At 70.5% G+C, this 20,032-nt stretch carries 22 protein-coding genes; 9 read left to right on the top strand and 13 right to left on the bottom strand.

Translation table 11 applies throughout. The features are described from left to right. Positions 1–17: 17 nt before the first annotated feature. Together O5O54_RS11615 and gloB are read right to left on the bottom strand one after the other, a co-directional pair. Entirely contained in the window at positions 18–464 is a 447-nt protein-coding gene (locus O5O54_RS11615) for a cupin domain-containing protein (protein ID WP_279481895.1), read from the bottom strand. Beyond that, on the bottom strand, positions 461–1,231 hold the full coding sequence (gene gloB / locus O5O54_RS11610) for a hydroxyacylglutathione hydrolase (protein ID WP_279481893.1): 771 nt from the start codon (positions 1,229–1,231) through the stop codon (positions 461–463). Before gloB ends, O5O54_RS11615 begins: the two co-directional genes overlap by 4 nt. Positions 1,232–1,305: 74 nt before the next feature. Between gloB and O5O54_RS11605 the strand changes: the two genes are divergently transcribed. Further along, positions 1,306–2,076, top strand: coding sequence for a methyltransferase domain-containing protein (locus O5O54_RS11605; RefSeq protein ID WP_279482095.1), 771 nt, complete (start codon positions 1,306–1,308; stop codon positions 2,074–2,076). 33 nt (positions 2,077–2,109) lie between these two features. Beyond that, positions 2,110–3,093: an aldo/keto reductase gene (locus tag O5O54_RS11600; protein WP_279481891.1), complete on the top strand. Its 984-nt coding sequence runs from the start codon at positions 2,110–2,112 to the stop codon at positions 3,091–3,093. Between the two features lie 24 nt (positions 3,094–3,117). Here O5O54_RS11600 and metW read toward each other — a convergent pair whose 3' ends face one another. Together metW and O5O54_RS11590 are read right to left on the bottom strand one after the other, a co-directional pair. Further along, complete coding sequence (gene metW / locus O5O54_RS11595; RefSeq protein ID WP_279481889.1) at positions 3,118–3,774, bottom strand: methionine biosynthesis protein MetW; 657 nt, start codon at positions 3,772–3,774, stop codon at positions 3,118–3,120. Continuing rightward, positions 3,771–4,952 carry a homoserine O-acetyltransferase gene (locus O5O54_RS11590; RefSeq protein WP_279481886.1) on the bottom strand — a complete coding sequence of 394 codons (1,182 nt, stop codon included), beginning with the start codon at positions 4,950–4,952 and terminating at the stop codon, positions 3,771–3,773. The genes metW and O5O54_RS11590 overlap by 4 nt, the downstream gene beginning before the upstream one ends. Positions 4,953–5,074: 122 nt before the next feature. Here O5O54_RS11590 and hisC point away from each other — a divergent pair, with 122 nt between their 5' ends. Both hisC and O5O54_RS11580 read left to right on the top strand, forming a co-directional pair. Further along, positions 5,075–6,178, top strand: a complete 1,104-nt coding sequence (gene hisC, locus O5O54_RS11585) for a histidinol-phosphate transaminase (protein WP_279481884.1) — start codon at positions 5,075–5,077, stop codon at positions 6,176–6,178. After that, positions 6,175–7,131: a prephenate/arogenate dehydrogenase family protein gene (locus O5O54_RS11580; protein ID WP_279481882.1), complete on the top strand. Its 957-nt coding sequence runs from the start codon at positions 6,175–6,177 to the stop codon at positions 7,129–7,131. Before hisC ends, O5O54_RS11580 begins: the two co-directional genes overlap by 4 nt. Before the next feature lie 13 nt (positions 7,132–7,144). On the opposite strand, the gene O5O54_RS11575 is transcribed toward O5O54_RS11580, so the two are convergent. Continuing rightward, positions 7,145–8,179, bottom strand: a complete 1,035-nt coding sequence (locus tag O5O54_RS11575; RefSeq protein WP_279481881.1) for a DUF2125 domain-containing protein — start codon at positions 8,177–8,179, stop codon at positions 7,145–7,147. Between the two features lie 69 nt (positions 8,180–8,248). Here O5O54_RS11575 and O5O54_RS11570 point away from each other — a divergent pair, with 69 nt between their 5' ends. After that, positions 8,249–8,761: a gamma-glutamylcyclotransferase gene (locus O5O54_RS11570; RefSeq protein WP_279481879.1), complete on the top strand. Its 513-nt coding sequence runs from the start codon at positions 8,249–8,251 to the stop codon at positions 8,759–8,761. Positions 8,762–8,767: 6 nt separating this feature from the next. On the opposite strand, the gene O5O54_RS11565 is transcribed toward O5O54_RS11570, so the two are convergent. The 4 genes from O5O54_RS11565 to ftsE form a co-directional block, all read right to left on the bottom strand. Beyond that, a complete protein-coding gene (locus O5O54_RS11565; RefSeq protein WP_279481877.1) occupies positions 8,768–9,592 on the bottom strand; it encodes a lysophospholipid acyltransferase family protein in 825 nt (274 codons plus the stop codon). Positions 9,593–9,670: 78 nt separating this feature from the next. Beyond that, positions 9,671–10,342 (bottom strand): YdcF family protein, encoded by a 672-nt coding sequence (locus O5O54_RS11560; protein ID WP_279481876.1) that lies wholly within the window; start codon positions 10,340–10,342, stop codon positions 9,671–9,673. A 40-nt stretch (positions 10,343–10,382) separates the two neighbouring features. Beyond that, positions 10,383–11,348, bottom strand: coding sequence for an ABC transporter permease (locus O5O54_RS11555; protein WP_279481874.1), 966 nt, complete (start codon positions 11,346–11,348; stop codon positions 10,383–10,385). Beyond that, positions 11,341–12,000: a cell division ATP-binding protein FtsE gene (ftsE, locus tag O5O54_RS11550; RefSeq protein WP_279481872.1), complete on the bottom strand. Its 660-nt coding sequence runs from the start codon at positions 11,998–12,000 to the stop codon at positions 11,341–11,343. The genes O5O54_RS11555 and ftsE overlap by 8 nt, the downstream gene beginning before the upstream one ends. Positions 12,001–12,179: 179 nt before the next feature. Here ftsE and O5O54_RS11545 point away from each other — a divergent pair, with 179 nt between their 5' ends. The 4 genes from O5O54_RS11545 to O5O54_RS11530 all read left to right on the top strand — a co-directional run bounded on the left by O5O54_RS11545 (position 12,180) and on the right by O5O54_RS11530 (position 14,790). Further along, positions 12,180–12,509, top strand: coding sequence for a hypothetical protein (locus O5O54_RS11545; RefSeq protein ID WP_279481871.1), 330 nt, complete (start codon positions 12,180–12,182; stop codon positions 12,507–12,509). Beyond that, entirely contained in the window at positions 12,506–13,042 is a 537-nt protein-coding gene (locus tag O5O54_RS11540; protein WP_279481869.1) for a phosphoribosyltransferase, read from the top strand. The genes O5O54_RS11545 and O5O54_RS11540 overlap by 4 nt, the downstream gene beginning before the upstream one ends. A 155-nt stretch (positions 13,043–13,197) precedes the next feature. After that, positions 13,198–14,235 carry an acyltransferase gene (locus O5O54_RS11535; protein ID WP_279481867.1) on the top strand — a complete coding sequence of 346 codons (1,038 nt, stop codon included), beginning with the start codon at positions 13,198–13,200 and terminating at the stop codon, positions 14,233–14,235. A gap of 144 nt (positions 14,236–14,379) precedes the next feature. Next, on the top strand, positions 14,380–14,790 hold the full coding sequence (locus O5O54_RS11530) for a response regulator (RefSeq protein ID WP_279481866.1): 411 nt from the start codon (positions 14,380–14,382) through the stop codon (positions 14,788–14,790). A 3-nt stretch (positions 14,791–14,793) separates the two neighbouring features. On the opposite strand, the gene tam is transcribed toward O5O54_RS11530, so the two are convergent. From tam to O5O54_RS11510, 4 genes are all read right to left on the bottom strand, one after another. After that, positions 14,794–15,579: a trans-aconitate 2-methyltransferase gene (gene tam / locus O5O54_RS11525; protein ID WP_279481864.1), complete on the bottom strand. Its 786-nt coding sequence runs from the start codon at positions 15,577–15,579 to the stop codon at positions 14,794–14,796. Between the two features lie 124 nt (positions 15,580–15,703). Beyond that, complete coding sequence (locus O5O54_RS11520) at positions 15,704–18,310, bottom strand: TIGR02302 family protein (RefSeq protein WP_279481862.1); 2,607 nt, start codon at positions 18,308–18,310, stop codon at positions 15,704–15,706. 176 nt (positions 18,311–18,486) lie between these two features. Further along, complete coding sequence (gene lysA / locus O5O54_RS11515; RefSeq protein WP_279481861.1) at positions 18,487–19,755, bottom strand: diaminopimelate decarboxylase; 1,269 nt, start codon at positions 19,753–19,755, stop codon at positions 18,487–18,489. Between the two features lie 16 nt (positions 19,756–19,771). Further along, positions 19,772–20,029, bottom strand: coding sequence for a hypothetical protein (locus O5O54_RS11510; RefSeq protein ID WP_279481859.1), 258 nt, complete (start codon positions 20,027–20,029; stop codon positions 19,772–19,774). Positions 20,030–20,032 lie beyond the last annotated feature (3 nt).

Genomic DNA, 20,032 nt, shown 5'->3' with positions numbered 1-20,032 from the left:
CCGGGGCCTTCATGGCCCTATCGCCCGCGCGGCGGGCGGGGCATCGGGCGCCAGCCCGGCGGCGCCATCTCGAAGTTTTCGAACCGGAAGCCCGGCGCGACGGTGCAGGTCACCAGCGTCCACTCGCCGAGGCTCGTCGCCGTCTGCCACCATCCGGCCGGCACCGTGAACTGGGGCGCCTCGCCGGTGAGCACGCCGTTTCCCAGCCGATGGGCCGACGCGTCGTGCCCGTCGGGCGAGACCGTGATCACCAGCGGCGCGCCGGCATGCCAGGCCCAGATCTCGGCGGCGTCCGTCACCCGGTGCCATTCCGAGGTCTCGCCCAAATCGAGAAGATAGTAGATCGCGGTGGAGCGCGGGCGCCCGGCCTCGTCCACGGCCGCGTCGCGAAAGGTCTCGCGATACCAGCCGCCTTCGGGATGCGGCTGAAGCTCCAGCGCCGCGATGACGTCCGCAGCCCTCAATAGCCGTTCCTCTTGGTGCGCAGGGCCGCAAAGACCGCGACGGGGTCCGCCCCGGCCATGTCGAAGGCGGCCTGCAGTTCGGGATCGTCGGCCCTCAGGAACGGGTTGGTGCGCTTCTCGCGGCCGAGTTCGACCGGCAGCGTCGCCTCGCCGCGCACGCGCAACGCCTCCACCTCCTTGACCCGCTCCTGAAGCAGGAGATTGCCGGGATCGACGTCCAGCGCGAAGCGCGCGTTGGTCGCCGTGTACTCGTGGCCGGAATAGAGAAGCGTCTCGTCGGGCAGCGCGCGCAGCCGTTTCAGGCTCTCCCACATCGTTGCGGCATCGCCCTCGAACAGACGCCCGCAGCCGAGCGAGAAGAGCGTGTCGGCGGCAAACAGCACGCCCGCCCCTGGCACGAAATAGGACACGTGGCCCGCCGTGTGTCCGGGCGTGTCGATGACCTCGAACACCAGACTCCCGATCGAGAGGCGGTCGCCGCCGCGCACGCCCCGGTCGATGCCGGGAATGCGCGCCCGCTCGGCCTCCGGGCCGACGATCTCGGCGTCGAAGCGCGCCTTCAACGCCTCGTTGGCGGCCGTGTGGTCGTCATGATGATGGGTGGTGAGGATATGGGTGAGCCGCCAGCCCTCCCGTTCCAGCGCCTGGAGGATCGGCGTCTCCTCCGGCGCGTCGATCGACAGGGTGTTGCCGGTCTCCGGGTCGTGCAGGAGCACGCCGAAATTGTCCCGGCGGCACGGGAACTGCCTGATCGGATACGGGGGCATCGCAAACCTCGCGCCTTGGCTCTCGGCGCGCTACTTAGGGCGGAACCCTTTCGCCGGGAGAGCGGATGACCACTGTGAACGCCGACATCGTGGACCTGCGCGACTTCTACGCCTCGCGGCTGGGCGATGCCTGCGTGCGCTCGCTGGCCATGGCGCTCGGCGCCGTGTGGAAGCCGATCCGCGACGAGCGCCTGGTCGGCCTCGGCTACGTCACGCCCTATCTCGACCGGCTGACGGGCGAGGCGGAAAGGACGCTCGCCTTCATGCCGGCGACGCAGGGCGCGGTGAACTGGCCGCTCGGGCGCCCGTCGCTCGCCGCTCTCGTCCACCCGGCCGACCTGCCGCTCGGCGACGCCTCGGTGGACCGCATCCTCATGGTACACGCCCTGGAATTTTCCGAGGATCCGGCCGAGATGCTGGGGGAGGCCTGGCGGGTGCTGGCGCCCGGCGGGCGCCTCGTCATGGTCCTGCCGAGCCGTCGCGGGGTCTGGGCGCGCTTCGAGCACACGCCCTTCGGCTCGGGCCGCCCCTTTTCGCGTGCCCAGGCGACGCGGCTCCTGCGCGACACCCAGTTCACCCCGGCGGGCTTTTCCGAGGCGCTGTTCTTTCCGCCGCTGCGGCGCGAGGGCCTCCTGCGGTTCGCCGGCCCCTGGGACCGGGCGGGCCATCGCTTCTGGCCCATGTTCGCCGGCGCCATCATGATCGAGGCCGTGAAGCTCGTATATCGCGGCATTCCCGTCACCAGCCGGGAGCGCAGCCGCATTCGGGCCATGCGCCCCGTCCTCGTGCCGCAGGGCACCCCCTCCCCCGCCCTCAACCTCGAAAAGCCTCCGGGCGCGCCTTAGATCAGGGCTCCCAGCGACAAGCAGGAGCGTCCCATGCAGCAGCGCAAGCTCGGCCCCGACCTCACCGTTTCCGCCCTCGGCCTCGGCTGCATGGGCATGTCCGAATTCTACGGCGAGGGCGACGAGGGCGAGTCGCTTTCTGTTATCCACCGGGCGCTCGACCTCGGGATCACCTTCCTCGACACGGCCGACATGTATGGCGTCGGCCGGAACGAAGAACTCGTGGGCCGGGCGCTCAAGGGCCGGCGCGACCGCGTGGTGCTGGCCACCAAGTTCGGCAACGTGCGCGGGGCGAACGGCGAGCGGCTCGGCATCAACGGCCGGCCGGACTACCTGCGCCGCGCCTGCGACGAGAGCCTGAAGCGTCTCGGCACCGACCATATCGATCTCTACTACCAGCACCGGGTCGATCCGAACGTGCCGATCGAGGACACGGTGGGCGAGATGGGCCGGCTCGTGGAAGAGGGAAAGGTGCGCTTCCTCGGCCTGTCCGAAGCGGCGCCCGACACGATCCGCCGCGCCCATGCGACCCATCCGATCGCCGCGCTCCAGACCGAATACTCCCTCTGGAGCCGTGATCCGGAAGACGAAATCCTGCCGCTTCTGCGCGAGCTCGGCATCGGCTTCGTGCCCTATTCGCCGCTCGGCCGCGGCTTCCTGACCGGCCGGTTCGAGAAGCCCGAGGATCTGCCGGACGACGACTTCCGAAAGTCGAGCCCGCGGTTTTCGGCCGAGAACTTCGCCAGGAACCTCAAGCTGGTGGACACGGTGAAGGCGATCGCCAAGCGAAAGAACGCGACGCCCTCGCAATTGGCCCTTGCCTGGGTTCTGGCGCAGGGGCCGGACATCGTGCCGATCCCAGGCACCAAGCGCCTGCGCTATCTCGAGGAGAACGCCGAGGCGGTGCATGTCGAGCTGACGGCCGACGACCTCGCCGAGATCGACCAGGCGTTTCCCGCTGGCGCGGCTGCCGGCGAGCGCTATGCGGAAGCGGGCATGAAGACGCTCAACCTTTGAGGCCGACCGTCGGGGCGGCGCTCCTCAGCGCCGCCGCAGCACGAACACGCCTTGCGCGCCGAAGAGGTTCCACGCCGCCCAGGGAAGGCGCATGCCGATGCGCTGGCCGGCGGAATCGAGCGCGGTGGCGCTTTCCACCTCGGCACCGAGCTCGCGCGTCAGCTCCACGAAGTCGCGGATCGTGCAGAAGTGGATGTTGGGCGTGTCGTACCAGGAATAGGCCAGGCTCTTCGTCACCGGCATCCGCCCCTTGAAGAACAGGGACGAGCGCACCGACCAATGGCCGAAGTTCGGGAACGAGACCACGGCGCGGCGCCCGATGCGCAGGAGCTCGGCGAGCACGAGCTTGGGGTTCTCCGTCGCCTGTATCGTCTGCGACAGGATGGCGTAGTCGAAGGCAGCGTCGGGATAGTGGACGAGGTCGCGGTCGGCGTCGCCCTGGATCACCGACAGGCCCCGGCGCACGCATTCGTTGACGTTGGGCTGGCTGAGCTCGATGCCGCGCGCATCGACGCCGCGCCGCGCCTGAAGGAGGTCCATCAGCGAGCCGTCGCCGCAGCCAACGTCCAGCACGCGCGCGCCAGGCGTCACGAGATCGGCGATGACGCGCAGGTCGACGCGGGCGCCGCCCTCCTCCGCCGGCGCCGAGAGCGGCGCGGGTGCGGCTTCCAACGTGCTCACAGAAGCCCCCTCGCCTTGGCTGCCGATGACAGGAAACCCTGCACCGCGCCGGTGAACTCCGGCTCGTCCAGCAGGAAGGCGTCGTGGCCCTTGTCGGTCTCGATCTCCACGAACGACACCGAGGCCGCGTTGGCATTCAGCGCATGGACCACCGCGCGGCTCTCGCTCGTCGGGAACAGCCAGTCCGACGAGAAGGACACGAGGCAGAAGCGCGTCTTGGCGCCCCGGAACGCGTCGGCGAGGCGTCCGCCATGCTCGGCGGCGATGTCGAAATAGTCCATGGCCCGCGTGAGATAGAGATAGGCGTTGGCGTCGAACCGGTCGACGAAGGTCATGCCCTGGTGGCGCAGGTAGCTCTCGATCTGGAAGTCCGCCTCGAAGCCGAAGCCGAGCTTCTCCCGGTCCTGGAGGTTGCGGCCGAACTTGCGGTGGAGCGCCGCCTCCGAGAGGTAGGTGACGTGCGCGGCCATGCGTGCGACGGCCAGCCCCTTGTGGGGCCGCGTGCCGTGCTGGAGATAGTGCCCGCCGCGCCAGTCGGGGTCGGCCATCACGGCCTGGCGCCCGACCTCGTGGAAGGCGATGTTCTGGGAGGAATGGCGCGCGCCGGTGGCGATCGGCAGGGCCGCGAAGACGCGCTCGGGATAGGCCACCGTCCATTGCAGCACCTGCATGCCGCCCATCGAGCCGCCGATCACGGCGAAGAGCTGGTCGATGCCGAGCCGGTCGATCAGCATGGCCTGCGCCCGCACCATGTCGCCGATGGTGAGCACCGGAAGGTCGAGCGCATAAGGCAGGCCCGTGCGCAGATCGACGGAGGCCGGGCCGGTCGAGCCCATGCACGAGCCGATGACGTTGGACGAGACGACGAAGAAGCGGTCGGTGTCCACCGGCTTGCCCGGGCCGATCAGGCTCGACCACCAGCCGGGCTTGCCCGTCACCGGGTTGCGGCTTGCGGCATACTGGTCGCCGGTCAGCGCGTGGCAGACGTAGATCGCGTTCGACTTGTCGGCGTTCAGCTCGCCATAGGTCTCGTAGGCGATGTGGAAGGGCGAGAGCGTGCGCCCGGCATCGAGCCGGAGCGGCTCGTCCTCGCCGAAGAAGGCGACCTTGGACGAAGGCTGGCGCGCCTCGCGGGCGCTCAGGGATTCTTCGGTGACGGGATCGGCGATGATCGACATGGCCCGTGCTATCGTCCGCCGTCCCCCAGCGCAACGGATTGTTGCGGCTCGGCTCGACAGGCGAAGCGCCGGGGAGTATGCGCGGGCGCATGTTCCTTCCCGGACCACCGTCAGGACCCGCCATGACCAGCCTTCCCGCGCGCCCCCAGCCCAAGCCCGGCGTCCTCGACATCGAGGCCTATGTCCCCGGCAAGAGCAAAGCCCCGGCGGGCGTCAAGCTGCATAAGCTGTCCTCCAACGAGACGCCCTTCGGCGCTTCGCCGGACGTGCAGGCGGCGCTTCGAGACGTCGCGGGCAAGCTCGAGCTTTATCCCGACGGCCAGGCCGCCGCGCTGAAGCAGGCGATTGCCGAGGTGCACGGGCTCGACGCTTCGCGCATTCTCTGCGGCAACGGATCGGACGAACTGCTCGGGCTCCTGGCGCAGGCCTACCTGTCGCCCGGGGACGAGGCGATCCATACCGAGCACGGGTTCCTCGTCTACGACATCTATATCCGCGCGGCCGGCGCGACGCCCGTCGTCGCCAAGGAGCGGGACGAGCGAGCCGAGGTGGACGCGATCCTCGCCTGCGTTTCGCCGCGCACCAAGATCGTGTTCCTCGCCAACCCGAACAACCCGACCGGCACCTACCTGCCGGAAACGGAGATCCGCCGCCTCCATGCGGCCCTGCCGCCGCATGTCCTCCTGGTGCTCGACGCGGCCTATGCGGAATACGTGCGCCGGGACGACTACGAGGCCGGTGCGGCGCTGGTGGCTTCGAGCGACAACGTCGTGATGACGCGGACCTTCTCGAAGATCCACGGCCTTGCGGCCCTGCGCGTCGGCTGGATGCTGGCGCCCGAAGCCATCGTGGACGCGCTGGACCGCATTCGCGGGCCGTTCAACCTCAACGCCATGGCGATCGCGGCCGGGGCGGCGGCGATCCGCGACCGCGCGCATGTCGAAACGAGCGCCGCGCACAACGAGGAATGGCTGGAGCGGCTGACGCGGGAGCTTTCCGCGCTGGGCCTTCGCGTCACGCCCTCCGTCGGCAATTTCGTCCTGATCCACTTTCCCGAAGAGACGGGACGCACGGCAGCCGACGCGGACGCGTTCCTTACCGAGCGTGGCTTCATCCTGCGCCGCGTGGCGGGCTACGGTTTCCCGAACGCGCTGCGTCTGACCGTCGGCTCGGCGGAAGCCAACGAGGGCGTCCTCGCCGCGCTGAAGGACTTCCTCGCCCGATGACCGAACCGCTCTTCGACAAGATCGCGCTGATCGGCATCGGCCTGATCGGTTCCTCCATCGCGATCAACATCCGCGACCGGGGCCTCGCGCGCGAGGTGGCCATCGCCACGCGCCGCGAGGCGACGCTCGCGCGCGCCGAGGAGCTGCGGCTCGGCACGAGCTACCATCTCGACCCGGCGGAAGCCGTCCGGGACGCCGACCTCGTGATCCTGTGCCTGCCGGTCGGCTCCTGTGGCGCGGCCGCCGCCGCCATCGCGCCGAACCTGAAACCCGGCGCCATCGTCTCCGACGTCGGCTCGGTGAAGAAGGCCGTGGTGGACCAGATGCAGCCGCATCTGCCGCGCCACGTCCATTTCGTGCCGGGCCACCCGATCGCGGGCACCGAGCAGTCGGGTCCCGATGCCGGCTTCCTCGAACTCTTCGAGAACCGCTGGACGATCCTGACCCCCCTGCCCGACACGGACGAGGCCGCGACGGAGCGGCTGCGCGCGCTGTGGCTGGCCAGCGGGGCCATGGTCGAGGTCATGACGCCCGAGCACCACGACCTCGTGCTCGCGATCGTCTCGCACGTGCCGCACCTCATCGCCTACAACATCGTCGGCACGGCGGCCGATCTCGAGACGGTGACCCAGTCCGAGGTGATCAAGTTCTCGGCGTCCGGCTTTCGCGACTTCACGCGCATCGCGGCCTCCGACCCGACCATGTGGCGCGACATCTTCCTGACCAATCGCGAGGCGGTGCTGGAGATGCTCTCGCGGTTTTCGGAGGACCTCGCTTCCCTCCAGCGCGCCATCCGATGGGGCGACGGGGACGCGCTGTTCGACCTCTTCACGAGGACGCGCGCCATCCGCCGCTCCATCGTCCAGGCCGGCCAGGACACGGAGGAGGCCAATTTCGGTCGCCTCAAGCCGCGCAAGGACCCCTGGAACGAGAAGGGCGTGCCGGGCGAGTAACGCCCCGCCCGGCTCAGATTCGCGGCAGACGGCCGAGCGGAATGAAGCCGAGCTGCGCCTGGCCGTCGCGCACGGCGACGTCGAGCACGGTCTGCCCGTTCTCCTGGCGTCCGACGAGGCCGATGCCGCCCGCCACCGCCGAGGCGATGCCGGCGCTTCCCGGCACGAGGGCGGCGACGAGCGCCGCGATCGCCTGTGGGTTCTCGACGCCGAGCCGGAAGTCGCCGGAAATCTCGCCCGTCTCCGACACCCGGAACGGGCCGGACACGTCGACGCTCGCCCCCGCCGAGGAGACGAGGCGCAGCGCGCGGATCATGCCCGCCTCGCCCCGCAGCGCCGGCCCGACCTGGCCGCCCGGCACGCCGTCGCGCAGCCAGCCGGCCGCGCCGTCCACCGTAAGGTCGGCGGCAAAGTCGAAGGGCGGCAGTTCGCCGATCACCGGCACGGTGGCGACGACGCCCGTGTCCGACAGGGCGAAGTCGAGCCCCGCCCCGTTCTGGCGGGCATGAGTCTCCAGCCGGGCGGAGCGGGCGATGGGGGCGAGCGCCCCCGCCTCGCCGACCAGCGACAGGACGGGCTGGTCCACCGCGATCGACACGCGCTCCATGCCTTCGCTCCAGAGGCTGGTCGACGCTTGCGCCAGCGTCCAGCTCGCCTCCAGCGGCGGCAGGTCGGGCAAGGTGGCGCGCAAGGGGCCGGCGAGCTCGGCGACGATGTGCTGGGGCTGGTAGACCTGGGCTGCCGTCTTGAGCGAGCCGGCGGACAAGCGGATGCCGTTCTCCGGCGCCTCGACGCCGACCGCGTCGCAGGACAGGCCGATGCGGAAGGGATAGCCGAAGACCTCGCGCCCCTCGCAGGCGATCGTGGTTCCGCCGCCGGCCGAGGCGTCGAGGAACGAGGCGACGCGCCGGTCGAGCTCCTGCGCGAGATAGTACCAGACGCCGGTGAGCGCCGCGGCCAGCACGACGACGAGGATCGCGACACCCGCGAAGACGCGGCCCGCCGCCGAACGGCGGCCCGTTTCCCCTTCCGCTCTTGACCTCGTCATCGCGGCATCCTTTCTGCACGGCCGAACCGGCGCCTTCATGAAGCGCCGGGAACGGGAATGGCAAGAGCGATGGACGATTTGTGGGTCTTCGCCTACGGCTCGCTGATCTGGCGGCCGGGCTTCGAATACGAGGAGCGCGCCAAGGCGCGGCTCGCGGGCTTCCACCGCTCGCTCTGCATCTACTCCCATGTTCATCGCGGCACGCCCGAGCGGCCGGGCCTCGTGTTCGGGCTCGACCGGGGCGGCTCGTGCGTCGGCATGGCGTTTCGCGTGGCCGGCGACAAGGCCGAGGCGACGATCGCCTATCTTCGCGAGCGCGAACTCGTGACCAGCGTCTATCTCGAAACCACGCTGCCGGTGCGCCTCCTCGACGGGCGCCCGGTGCGCGCGCTCGCCTATGTCGTGGACCGGGGCCATGCCCAATATGCCGGCCGGCTGTCGGTGGACACGGCGGCCTTCCTCGTCGGCCGGTCGCACGGGCAGTCCGGCGCCAATCGGGACTACGTCCTGTCGGCGCTGGCCGAGATTGGCGCCCTCGGCCTTAGCGACCGCTGGCTGGAAAGCGTCGCCGCGCGTTTGTGAGCGGGATCAGAGCCCCTGCGTGCCCTCGGGCGCCCGTTCTTGCTCCACCGAATGCGGGTCGGGATCGACCAGGAGCCGGGCCACCAGCGAACTGACGGGAAGGTCGGGCCGCTCGGCATAGGCGGCCTTGATGAGGTCCAGCGAGCGGGCCTCGATGCGGTCGCGCAGCTCGGAGATGAAGGGCTCGCGTTCGAGGCCGGGCGGGATGGCGTCGAGGAACTCGGCGCGGATCGTGCCGGGCTCGCGGCGCACGGCCTGCCGCGGCCAGAACAGGCCGGAATTCAGCGCCACGGGCACGACCGGCAGCCCGAGCTCGGAATAGAGATAGTGGATGCCGGGCCGGTAGTTCGGCGCCGTCCCCGGCGCCGAGCGCGTGCCTTCCGGGTAGATCACGATCTGCCGCCCCGCGGCCACCGCCTTGCGGGAACCCGCGACCAGCGAGGGCAGGACGGCCGCGCGGCGCGACCGGTCCACCGGAATCATGCCCATGGTGCGCGCGTACCAGCCGAAGACCGGAATTCCCATCAGCTCCTTCTTGAGGATGAAGGTCGGGCGCTCCACGACGAGAAGCAGCGCGATCACGTCCCAGAAGGACTGGTGCTTGGCCGCCACGATGGCGGGGCCGGTCGGCATGGTCTCGGCTTTTGCGATCACCGAGCGCGTGCCCGCGACGTTGCGCAGGAGCCAGAGGCTGTTGCGCGCCCATCCCTTCACGATGCGCCAGCGCCGCTCTTCCGACAGGAAGAAGAAGAAGGGCAGGTTCAGGAGAAGCTGCCCGACCAGATGGGTGTAGAACAGGACCTGGAACAGGACGGAACGCAGGAGGATCATCGGGCGGCGGCTCGAAACGCAAGGCGCCCGTCGGCGGGCGGGTTCCTCATACGGGGCTTCACGGCGGAGGGAAAGGCGCTACTCGCCGCGTCCTGCCACGCGATGGTGGCTCCCGCCGAGCGGTGCGAGGTCGAGCCCGGTGGCGAGCCGCGCCTTGACCGCCAGGACCTTGGCATATTCCGTGACGAGGAGGCGAAGCCCGAGCCGCGTCGGCCAGCCGTCGGAGCGCCAGAGTTTGTCGGGCGAGACGGGATAGGGAACGATCGCGGGCGCCCCGTCCACGCCGCCCATCTCGAGCAGCGAGCGGGGAATGTGGTAGTCGCTGGTGACGAGCAGCAGGCGGTCGAAGCCGTGTTCCTTGGCCCAGCGCGCCGTCGCCTCGGCGTTGCCGATCGTGTCCATCGCCTCGTAGTCGAGGTCGATGCAACAGTCGATCAGCGCCATCTCGGTGCCCGTGGCGCGCGCGATGGCGCCGGCGCTCGTGTCGGGGTTCACGCCGCTGATCAGAAGACGCCGCCCCTGCCCTTCGCGCAGGAGCCCGATCGCCTTGCGCAGCCGCTGCTCGCCGCCCGTCAGCACCACGATCCCGTCGGCCCGCGCCGTGGTCGGGGGAGCCGACAGGGCGGCTACGTCGCTGGCGAAGCGCACGAAACCGCCGACGAGGTAGGCGCCGCCCGCCAGCACCGCGAACAGGAGGAGCCAGGCCGCGCGGCGGGGCCAGCGCGAGCGCGCCTTCGCCCGCGCCGTCACCGCGCCATCTCGCGTCCGAGCCGGGTCTTTGCGTTCATTCTCATCCGTCCACCGGCGACAGCATGTCGATCGCGGCCAATTGGCTGGTGACCGTGATCCTCGACGTCAACGCGGTCAAGACGCCGATCAGCACCATCAGACCCACGGTTCCGGCATAGCCCCACCAGCCGATGGTGAAGGAGCCGAACAGGGCGCTGATCTGGTCGGCCTCGGGTGTCGCCTGGTTGGCACGCGTCCACTGGCCGACCGCGAAGAACACCAGAAAGGCGCATAGCCCCCCCGCCAGCGCCCCGGCAAGCCCGAGCTTCAGGAAATGGCGCTGGAACTCGCCCGCGATGAAACCGCTCCGCGCGCCGACGAAATGCAGCACCTCGATGATGTGCCGGTTGCCGGTCATCGCGCCGCGCGTGGCGAAGACGACGGTCAAGACGGTCGCGATCATCACGAGGGCGAGGATCGCGATGCCGATCAGCACCGTCGCATGGGCCATCGAGACGAGGCGCGAGACCCAGGCGCGATGGTCGTCGAGGCTCGCCTGCGGCACGGCGGCGCGCACCAGATCGCGCAGCCGGGCGAAGTCCGGCGGCGACCGTTCGTCGATCCCGACGATCACGAGCCGCGGCACCGGCAGTTCGTCGAGATCGAGCCCCTCGCCGAGCCAAGGCTCCAGGAGCCGCCCCGTCGCCGCGTCGTCCAGCGGCGTCGCCGAGACGACGCCGGGAACTGCGAGCACCGTCGTGCGCACGGTATCGAGCGCGCCCGCCATGTCGAGCCCCTCGTCCGGGCGGATCTGCACGGTCACCTCGCGCGCGATCTCGCTCTGCCAGTCGGCCGCCGTGTCGGCCACCAGCGTCACCGCGCCGAGCGTGAGGCTGGCGAGGAATGTCATGATCGCGATCACGGTGAGGAGCGCCCGGCCCGCCACGTTGCCGGGCGGCACGATCGGGTTCGGCCGCGCCTCGCGGCGCTCCCGCCACTTCGCGACGAGGGTGCGGGGGTCAGTCATAGATCTGCAGCCGCCCGTCCGCCAGGATCAGGCGCCGCGCCTCGATCTGGTCCATCAGGCCGAGGTCGTGGGTGGCAATCACGACGGCCGTGCCGGTCCGGTTCAGTTCCATGAAGAGACGCAGCAGGCGGCGCGCCAGCGGCGGATCGACGTTTCCGGTCGGCTCGTCGGCGAGGAGGATGTCGGGCCGGTCGATCAGGGCGCGCGCGATCGCCGCGCGCTGCTTCTCGCCGCCCGACAGGACCACAGGCGAAGCGTCGAGGCGCTCGCCGAGGCCGACCCACTTGATCAGTTCGATCACGTCGCGCCGGTAGCTCGCCTCCTCGCGTCCGCGCACGCGAAGGGGAAGCGCGACGTTCTCGTAGGTCGTCAGGTGGTCGAGCAGGCGGAAGTCCTGGAACACGACGCCGATGCGCCGGCGGATGGCGGGCAGGTCGGTACGCTTCAGGGTCGCGGCGTCCTTGCCGAGCACGGTGATCAGGCCGCGCGTGGGTTTCAGCGCCAGGAACAGCATGCGCAGGAGGCTGGTCTTGCCGGCGCCCGACGGGCCGGTCAGGAACTGGAAGGACTTCGACCGGATCTCGAAGGTCAGGTCGCGCAGGACTTCCGGCCCCATGTCGTAACGCAGGCCCACGTTCTCGAACCGTATCAAGCCGTCTCGGCCTCCCGCCCTCGCGCGCCGCCCGGCGCCCTGCCCGTCCCTGGTCCATCAATCCGGCCGCATTCGGGCCGCCGCGTCTTTGCACAAGCTTCCGTTAACCATAAGAGCTTACCGAATCCTGACCTTCGCGACCCGAACGGCCGCGATCCATCGATCGGAAGGAGGGCGGCATGGCGCCGAACGAGCCCCTAAGCCCGCGCAGCCGGCAAATCCACGACTGGCGCGAGACGCGGGGCCTCGTGATCGAGGGCGAGGCGCGCGTCCTCTCGCGCAAGCCCGGCGCAAGCCCGGCGGCCGAACCCTCCGGCCCGCGCTGGGGCGCCGCGCTGGAGCGGGCTTCGGCCCTCGCCCCCGCCAGCCCGCGCCTTGCCCGCATCGCGCTGCCGGCGGGCCTTGCCCTCGTCGCGCTCGCCGCCCTTGCCCTGTCGCCGAGCGAGCCGGAACGTCACGGCGCCCTCGAGGGGAGCGTGCGGGTCGCCGCCGCCCCGGTGATCCGATGATCGCGGTGCGCGGGCGCGAGCTCGAGATCCTCTTCTCGGAAGAGGCCATCGCGCGCGAGGTCGATCGCATGGCGGCCGAGATCGCGGCCAAGAAGCCCGAGAACCTCCTCGTCGTCGCGGTCCTGAAAGGCTCCTTCGTCTTCGCGGCCGACCTGATCCGCGCCCTGCACCGCCACGGCGTCGCGCCGGAGATGGAGTTCATTTCCCTGTCCTCCTACGGCGCTGGAACGGTCGGCGGCGACGTGCGCATCGTGCGCGACGTGGAAGGCGCGATCGCCGGGCGCAAGGTGCTCCTCGTCGACGACATCCTCGAATCGGGCCGCACGCTCCTCTTCGCCCGCGACCTGATGCTGGCGCGCGGCGCGACGGGCGCCGAGATCGCCGTCCTCCTCGACAAGCGCATGAAGCGCGCCGCCGCCATCGAGGCCGAGCATGTCGGCTTCGACTGCCCGGATGTCTTCGTCGTGGGCTACGGCATGGATGTCGGCCACGCCTTCCGCGAACTGCCCTTCGTCGGCCGCGTCGTGGACTGACGGCGGAAAGGCCCAGCAACACGGAGCGCTCATGCCTGCGACGCCTGTGGCTGTTTTGTGACAGTCGGCGACACACGACCGTGAGTTGCGCGTGATGGATTGTTCCGCGCCGTTTCCTCGGGCATCACCGATCTGCTCACCCAGAAGGCAGGTCGATGGCGACGAGAGACCACGCGTTGGACGGCCTTCGGGGGCTTGCCGCCCTGTCCGTCGCCGGTGGTCACAGCATCCTGGCCTTTACCGGCCTCGGCGTCTGGAACCTGACCGTCTCGCAGTTCGGCACTCAGTCGACGGCGGACGTTCTGGCCCGCCTCGGCTATCTCGTCGCGCCGAGCGACGCCGCCGTGATGGTGTTCTTCGTTCTCAGCGGCCATGTGCTCTGGTCGATGTTCGATCGTCGATACGCCGGGATCGAAGACGTTCCGCGCTGCATCGCCGAGCGGCTGTGGCGCCTTCTTCCCGTCTCGGTCGCGGCCGGACTCCTGTTCGGCGCCGCCGCCCATATCGGCTATGTCGCGCCGATGGACGGGTTCGAACTCCTGCGCACCATGTTCATCCTCAGCGCCAAGACCAACGGGGTGCTGTGGTCGCTGCAGATCGAGGTGGTCGCCTCCTTCCTCCTCTTCGGCATCTGGGCGATCACCGGGGGCCGGGCCGGGCTCGCGCTTCTCGTCGCGCCGGTGTCGCTCTATGTCTTCCTGAAGACCGGCTCGGGCTACGCCCTGTTCCTGCCGGCCTTCCTGCTCGGGGCCGTCCTCCATGTGATCCCGACGCGCCTCATGCGCTCGCCCTGGCTCGTCGCCGCCGGGCTTCCCCTGCTGGTGAGTTCGAGCCTCTTCCTCGGGCGCGGCTGGGAAGGGCGCGTGTTCGAGATGGCGGGCGCCGTCCTCGTGGTCGCCTATGTCCGCGCGGTCCAGCCGCGCTGGCTGCTCGGCCGTCCCGCGCAGTTCCTCGGCCTCGTCAGCTATCCCTTCTATCTCCTCCATCCCCTCGGCCAGGCCTTCGCCTTCCGCAACATGGCCTTCGTTCCCGCCGACCAGATTGCCCTGCGCATCGCGACGATCTTCGTCCTGTCGACACTGGCGGGACTGGCCATCGCCTATGTGGTGCACCGGCTGGTGGAGCGCCCGGCCATGCGCCTCCCCGCCCTTCTGCGGGCGCCGGCGCCGCGGGTGGAGCAGGCGGCGGGCTGAAGCCGGCAGGCTTGCGCCCTTCACCTTCGGTTAGCCCTGTTCGGTAAGGGTTCGGACAAGGATGGGCGGGCATACTCCGTGCCACGGACCGGACTTTGCCCTGTCCGGCCGGCCCGTTCCGGAGCGTGCAAGGAGCAGACTGCCATGGCCCGAATCTTGATCGCCGAGGACGACACCGGCATCCGGCTTCTGGTGGCGCGCGCCCTCCGTCTGGAAGGCCACGAGGTCCTGGTCGCCGAGGACGGCGAGATGGCGGTCGATATCCTGGCCGAGGAGAACGGCGCCTTCGACCTCCTCCTGTCGGATATCCGCATGCCCGGCATGACCGGCATCGAGCTCGCCCATGCCGCCCATGCGACCTTTCCCGCGCTGCCGATCCTCCTGATGACCGGCTATGCCGAGCAGAAGGAAGCGGCCGAGGACCTGTCGGCCTTTATCCTGGGCGTCGTCGAGAAGCCCTTCACCATCGCCGAAATCCGCCAGCGCGTGGCGCAGGCGCTCCGCGGCAGCGCAGCCTCCGCGCCGGACGCCACGCCGCTGCGCCGCTACGCCTGAGGCTCAACGCCGCCGCGCCACGAAGAACAGGCGCGGAAAGGCGAGAAGCCGCCGCCCGTCGGCGCGCGGCGGATAGGCCGTCTCCATCGCCTCCGTGTAGCGCGCCGAGAACCGGGCCCGGTCGCCCTCGTCCAGCGGATCGAGGAACGGCTTCAGGCCCGTCGAGGTGAACCAGTCGGTGATCGCCTGCGCCGATTCCATCGGATGGTTGTAGACCGTGGTCCAGACGTCCACCTCCGACGCTTCCCCCACCAGCCAGTCGTAATAGGCCTCGCGCGGGGCGATCGCCTCGCGCGCCTCGTCCATGCCGGAAAGCGTCGCGGCGAAGGGCTCCTCGGCGGCGATGTCGCGCATGGCGGTCTGCGACGCTTCCGCAAGGTTGTCGGGAATCTGCGCGGCAAGGAGGCCGTCCGGCCGCACCGCGGCGAACAGGGCCGGGATCAGCCGCTCGTGGCCGAGCACCCATTGCAGCGCCGCGTTGGAGAAGACGAGGTCGAACGGCTCGTCGGTTACGAAGGCGCCGATGTCGGCGCGCTCGAAGCGGGCGCCGGGCAGGCGCTCGCGCGCCGCCGCCAGCATCGCCTCCGACGTGTCGAAGCCGATCACCTCGGCCTGCGGAAACCGCTCCACGAGAAGCGCCGTCGAATTGCCGGGACCGCAGCCGAGGTCGGCGATCCGCAGGCCCGCCCCGCCACCCTCCCCGATCCGGCAGCGGGCGAAGAGGTCGCGCGCCGGGCGCGTGCGCTCGTCCTCGAAGCGCGTGTAGAGAGCGGGGTTCCAGTCGGCCATGGGATGCGGTCCTCGAACGGGGCTTGCCTCGCTCTACGCCTCCCAGCCGCGTCCTGCCAGAACCTTTGCGGGCTGAACGCCGTGGCTCGACCGCCGGAGACCGGCGTAGAGGCGCGTCCGCCGATCAGGGCGTGCGCAGCAGGCGCTCCAGATAGTCGCGTTCCTGCTCGGGCGAGAGCGGACGGCCGAGGCGGTCGCGGATCTGGTCGAGGATGCGGCGGGCGCGCTGGATATCGATCTCGTCGGGCACGCCGACATCCTGGCCGAAGTCCGGCCCTTGCGTCTGGCGCTCGCGGCCGAGCGGATCGCGGCCCGAGCGCTGCTGGCCGGGTCCCTCGCCGTAGAGGCCGGGGCCGCCCGGCTGCTGGCCCTGGCCGGGCTGCTGGCCTTCACCTTGTCCCTGCCCCTGGCCCTGCATGGCCTGCATCTGGCGCATGGCGTCCTGCGCGCCGCGTCGGAGCGCGTTCATCGCCTCGCCTTGCTGGCCCACCGCCTCGCCGTCGTCGCCCTGGCCGAGCGCGCCTTCGGCGCGGCCCATCGATTCGCCGGCCTGGCCGAGATCCTCGCTCGGCTGCAGGCCCTGGCCCTGCATCGCCTCCTGCAAGGCCTGGAGGTCCTTCTGGAGCTGGCCCTGCTCGGCCTGAAGCCGTTCCTGCATGGCGCGCAGCTCCTCCTCCGTCATCGGCGGGCGCTGGCCCTGGCTGCCCTGCTGGCTCTCCTGCCCCTGTTCGCTCGGATCGCTGCCGCGCTCGTTCTCCATCTGGCGGCGCATCTGCTGGCGGCCGAGCTCGAAGGTCTCGTCCATCAGCTTCTGCTGGCGCTGGAGCATCTCGCCGAGCTGGTTCATCTGCTGCTGCATCGGGCTCTGCTGGCCCGACTGCTGCTGGCCCTGTTGCGGGCGCATCGCCTGGAGGCTGTCCATCATCTCGCGCAGCTCGGACAGGAGCTGCTGGGCGGCGTCCTTGGAGCCGGAGCGGGCGAGGTCCTCGATCCGGTCGAGCATGCGGTCCAGATCCTGCGGGCGGATCTCCTGCATCTCGCCCATCTGCGACAGGCTTTGCGGCGGCATGTTGCGCATCGCCTCGGCCATGGCCTGCATGTATTCCTGCATGGCCTGGCGAAGCTCCTGCATGAGGCGCGCGATCTCCTCCTCGCTCGCCCCGTTCTCGATCGCCTCCGAAAGCTGCTCCTGCAGGTCGCGCAGGCGGCGCTCGGTGGCGCCGAGATCGCCGTCCTCGATGCCGACCGCGATCTCCCAGAGGAAGTCTACCGCCGACAGGAGCGTCGGGTCGTCCGGCGCATGGGCGATGCGCTCGCGCACGGCGCGCAGCGCCAGATAGTGCGAGGGGTTGGGGATGAACTCGTCGCCCCGCAGCGTCACGGCGTCGAGCATGTCGACCACACGAGGCGCGGCGTTGGCGTCGAGCGCCAGGATGCGGCGCTGTTCCACGACGGCGCGCGCCAGCGAATCGGTGAAGCGGCGCTCGGGCAGCGTGATCTCCATCGGCGCCGTCTCGCCGACCTGGCCGGCATCGTCGCGCACCACCAGCGTCAGGGCGGCGCGGGTTCCGGCATAGGGGCTGTCGGCGAGCGCGAGGCTGGTGCGCCCCTCCGCCTCGCCGGCGCGGCGTCGCGGCAGGGAGAGCGAGGGTTCGGGGGGCGCGACCAGCGGCCGGGCGCCGGGGGCCACCGGCTCGCGGGTGGCGAGCTTCGCCTCGCCGCCTGCGACGCCGTAGTCGTCGGTCACCGCGAAGGCGAGGTCGAGCGAGCCGTTGCGCCCCGGCTTGGGCTCGCCGCGAAAGGCGACGGTCGGCGGCGTATCGGGAGTGACCGCGAAGGTCCAGGCGCCGAGCTCGCGGAAGGTCGTGGCGATGCGGGCGGTTCCGCTTCCGCGCAGCGGCAGTTCGTATTCGCCGGCGACCGGCGTTTCCGCAGCGTCCGCCTCAGGCGCCTGCCCTTCGGGCATGACAGGAGCGATCGGAGCTGCCTCGCCGCCGTCGGGGCGGAAGGTCACGTCGGCGCCGCGGCGATCGGAGACGCGCAGGGACAGGACCGTCCCCTGCGGCACCTCGATCGGGCCGCTCGTCGCGGCGTCGGCCGTCAGAAGAATGGGCGCGCGGCCGGTATAGCCCGGCGGGGTCGCCCAGGCGTCCACGCGCACGCCGGCCACCAGTTCGGTGCGCAAGGGCGCAACGGCGTCGGCGATCCGCCCGCCGCGCGGGCCGAAGGAGAAGGCGAAGCCCGTCACCACGAGGAGCGCCACCACGGCGCGCAGGCCATAGGGGTCGATCGCATAGGTGCGCGTCTGCGGCCCGGACGAACGGAGGCCCCGCAGGCGCTCGGCCATGCGGCGCTGGTGCTCGCGCCAGAGGGCGGCGGCGAAGTCGTCGGCCGCCGGCACCCGGTCCTCCTGCGCCTGGAGCGGCTGGTGCTGGAGCGCGCTGTCGGCTTCGACACGGCGCGCGACCTCCGCCCGCGTCGGCAGCCGCATGCGGCGCGCCCCCCAGAGAACCGCGAGCGTGGCGAGGCCGAGGATCGCGAGCAGGCCGATCCGCAGCCAGTCGTGGACCGCCGCGAAGACGCCGAACCAGGCCAGGATCAGGAAGACGCCGCCAAGGGCCGCGAGGCGGACGAGCGTCGGCCAGACCCGCTCCACCAGGAGGGCGGCATAGGCCGCGCCCCGCACAGTGGCGGTGCGGGCCAGATCGAAGCCGGAGGTTTCAGGACCCATGGAGCCGCTTTCGGAACGGGCGGGCCGTGCCGCCGCCGGCTCGGTCTCCGCGCCTCATCGCGAAGGGGCGGGAACGCGGCCCGAGCCCCGCCGCCCCTTATGTCTCTGGACAGACTAGCAGCTTTTGAGGCGAAGGCGAGGCGGCGGTGCGGGCGTGATGCCGCGCCCCGGCCCCTTCATCCGAGCCAGGGCGGCAGGCGGTCGAGCGCGATGATCTCCTCGACGCTCACCCGCGGGCGCACCACGGCATAGGCACCGTCCCGGACCAGCACTTCCGGGACGAGCGCTCGGGTGTTGTAAGTCCCGGCCTGGACGGCCCCGTAGGCGCCGGCCGAGGCGACGGCGAGGAGGTCGCCGGCCTGAGCGGCGGGCAGCGAGCGGTCCTTGGCGAGGAAGTCGCCGCTCTCGCAGACCGGGCCGACGACGTCGGCGGTCACGAAATCGGCATCGGGGTCCGGCTCCACCACGGGGCGGATCTCGTGCCACGCCTCGTAGAGCGTCGGGCGGATCAGGTCGTTCATCGCCGCGTCGACGATCAGGAAGGTGCGGCCCGCCTCCTCCTTCCGGTAGACGACCGAGGTGACGAGGATGCCGGCATTGGCGGCGATCAGCCGGCCGGGCTCGAAGATCACCTTGGCGCCGAGGTCGCGTACATGGCGCTTGACGATCTCGGCATAGGCCGGCGGCCCCGGCGGCAGCTCGTTGGACTGGCGGTAGGGCACGCCGAGGCCTCCGCCGAGGTCGATATGGGTGATGTCGTGGCCGCGGCCCCGCAGCCGGCGCACCAGCTCGGCGAGCTTGGCGAAGGCGAGGTCGAAGGGCTCGAGCTCCACGATCTGCGAGCCGATATGCATGTCGATGCCCGAGACCGCGATGCCCGGCAGCGTCGCGGCGAGATCGTAGACTTCTTCCGCCCGCTCGAAGGCGATGCCGAACTTGTCGGACTTCTTGCCGGTCGAGATCTTGGCATGGGTGCGTGCGTCGACGTCCGGGTTGATGCGGAACGAGACATGCGCGGTGCGCCCGGAGGCCGCCGCGCGTGCCGAGATGGCGCGCAGTTCGGGCTCGGACTCGATGTTGAAGCAGAAGATCCCGGCGTCGAGCGCGGCGTCGATCTCGGCCGCCGTCTTGCCGACACCCGAGAACATGATCTTCTCCGCTGGGATGCCGGCTTTGAGCGCTCGCGCGAGTTCGCCGCCCGACACGACGTCGGCGCCCGCGCCGAGCGCCGCCAGGGTCTTCAGGACGCCCTGGTTGGAATTGGCCTTCATCGCGTAGCAGACGGTGGCGTCGATGTCGGAAAAGGCTTCGGCGAAGACGCGGTAGTGCCGGCTGAGGGTCGCCGTGGAATAACAGTAGAAGGGCGTGCCGACGGCGGCGGCGATCTCGCGCAGGTCCACGTCCTCGGCATGAAGGATGCCGTCCCGGTATTCAAAATGGTTCATGGGGCGGTCCGGGGGCCTAGTTCAGGAGGCCGTCGAGGAGGAAGCGCTTCCGCTCGGCGTCGGGATTGGTGGTGATCTCGGTCGGCAGCACCGAGCGGTCGGTGGCGAGCGGGGCGATCTTGGGCAGGCGGGCGGTGCCGGTCGGGTCCGGCACCACGGCGCGCGAGACCTGTCCGTCGGCGCGCGTGGCCACCGGCACGGATTTGCGTCCGCAACCGGCGAGCGCCAGGGCGGCCACGAGGCCGAGACAGATCGCGTAAGCTCGTTTGGTCATGCT

It is taken from the genome of Aureimonas sp. SK2 (genome assembly GCF_029813115.1).
In the GTDB taxonomy this organism is placed as follows: Bacteria; Pseudomonadota; Alphaproteobacteria; order Rhizobiales; family Rhizobiaceae; genus Aureimonas.
The sequence above is the reverse complement of the archived record's forward strand: the minus strand, read 5'-3'. Positions and strand labels throughout refer to the sequence as shown.

Coding starts and splice junctions, on each gene's coding strand:
- O5O54_RS11540 (WP_279481869.1), top strand. CDS start 12,506: ATGATCGCGGTGCGCGGGCGCGAGCTCGAGATCCTCTTCTCGGAAGAG.
- gloB (WP_279481893.1), bottom strand. CDS start 1,231: ATGCCCCCGTATCCGATCAGGCAGTTCCCGTGCCGCCGGGACAATTTC.
- O5O54_RS11575 (WP_279481881.1), bottom strand. CDS start 8,179: ATGACGAGGTCAAGAGCGGAAGGGGAAACGGGCCGCCGTTCGGCGGCG.
- O5O54_RS11580 (WP_279481882.1), top strand. CDS start 6,175: ATGACCGAACCGCTCTTCGACAAGATCGCGCTGATCGGCATCGGCCTG.
- O5O54_RS11520 (WP_279481862.1), bottom strand. CDS start 18,310: ATGGGTCCTGAAACCTCCGGCTTCGATCTGGCCCGCACCGCCACTGTG.
- O5O54_RS11510 (WP_279481859.1), bottom strand. CDS start 20,029: ATGACCAAACGAGCTTACGCGATCTGTCTCGGCCTCGTGGCCGCCCTG.
- hisC (WP_279481884.1), top strand. CDS start 5,075: ATGACCAGCCTTCCCGCGCGCCCCCAGCCCAAGCCCGGCGTCCTCGAC.
- O5O54_RS11565 (WP_279481877.1), bottom strand. CDS start 9,592: ATGATCCTCCTGCGTTCCGTCCTGTTCCAGGTCCTGTTCTACACCCAT.
- O5O54_RS11530 (WP_279481866.1), top strand. CDS start 14,380: ATGGCCCGAATCTTGATCGCCGAGGACGACACCGGCATCCGGCTTCTG.
- O5O54_RS11600 (WP_279481891.1), top strand. CDS start 2,110: ATGCAGCAGCGCAAGCTCGGCCCCGACCTCACCGTTTCCGCCCTCGGC.
- O5O54_RS11535 (WP_279481867.1), top strand. CDS start 13,198: ATGGCGACGAGAGACCACGCGTTGGACGGCCTTCGGGGGCTTGCCGCC.
- O5O54_RS11590 (WP_279481886.1), bottom strand. CDS start 4,952: ATGTCGATCATCGCCGATCCCGTCACCGAAGAATCCCTGAGCGCCCGC.
- O5O54_RS11570 (WP_279481879.1), top strand. CDS start 8,249: ATGGACGATTTGTGGGTCTTCGCCTACGGCTCGCTGATCTGGCGGCCG.
- tam (WP_279481864.1), bottom strand. CDS start 15,579: ATGGCCGACTGGAACCCCGCTCTCTACACGCGCTTCGAGGACGAGCGC.
- lysA (WP_279481861.1), bottom strand. CDS start 19,755: ATGAACCATTTTGAATACCGGGACGGCATCCTTCATGCCGAGGACGTG.
- O5O54_RS11555 (WP_279481874.1), bottom strand. CDS start 11,348: ATGACTGACCCCCGCACCCTCGTCGCGAAGTGGCGGGAGCGCCGCGAG.
- O5O54_RS11545 (WP_279481871.1), top strand. CDS start 12,180: ATGGCGCCGAACGAGCCCCTAAGCCCGCGCAGCCGGCAAATCCACGAC.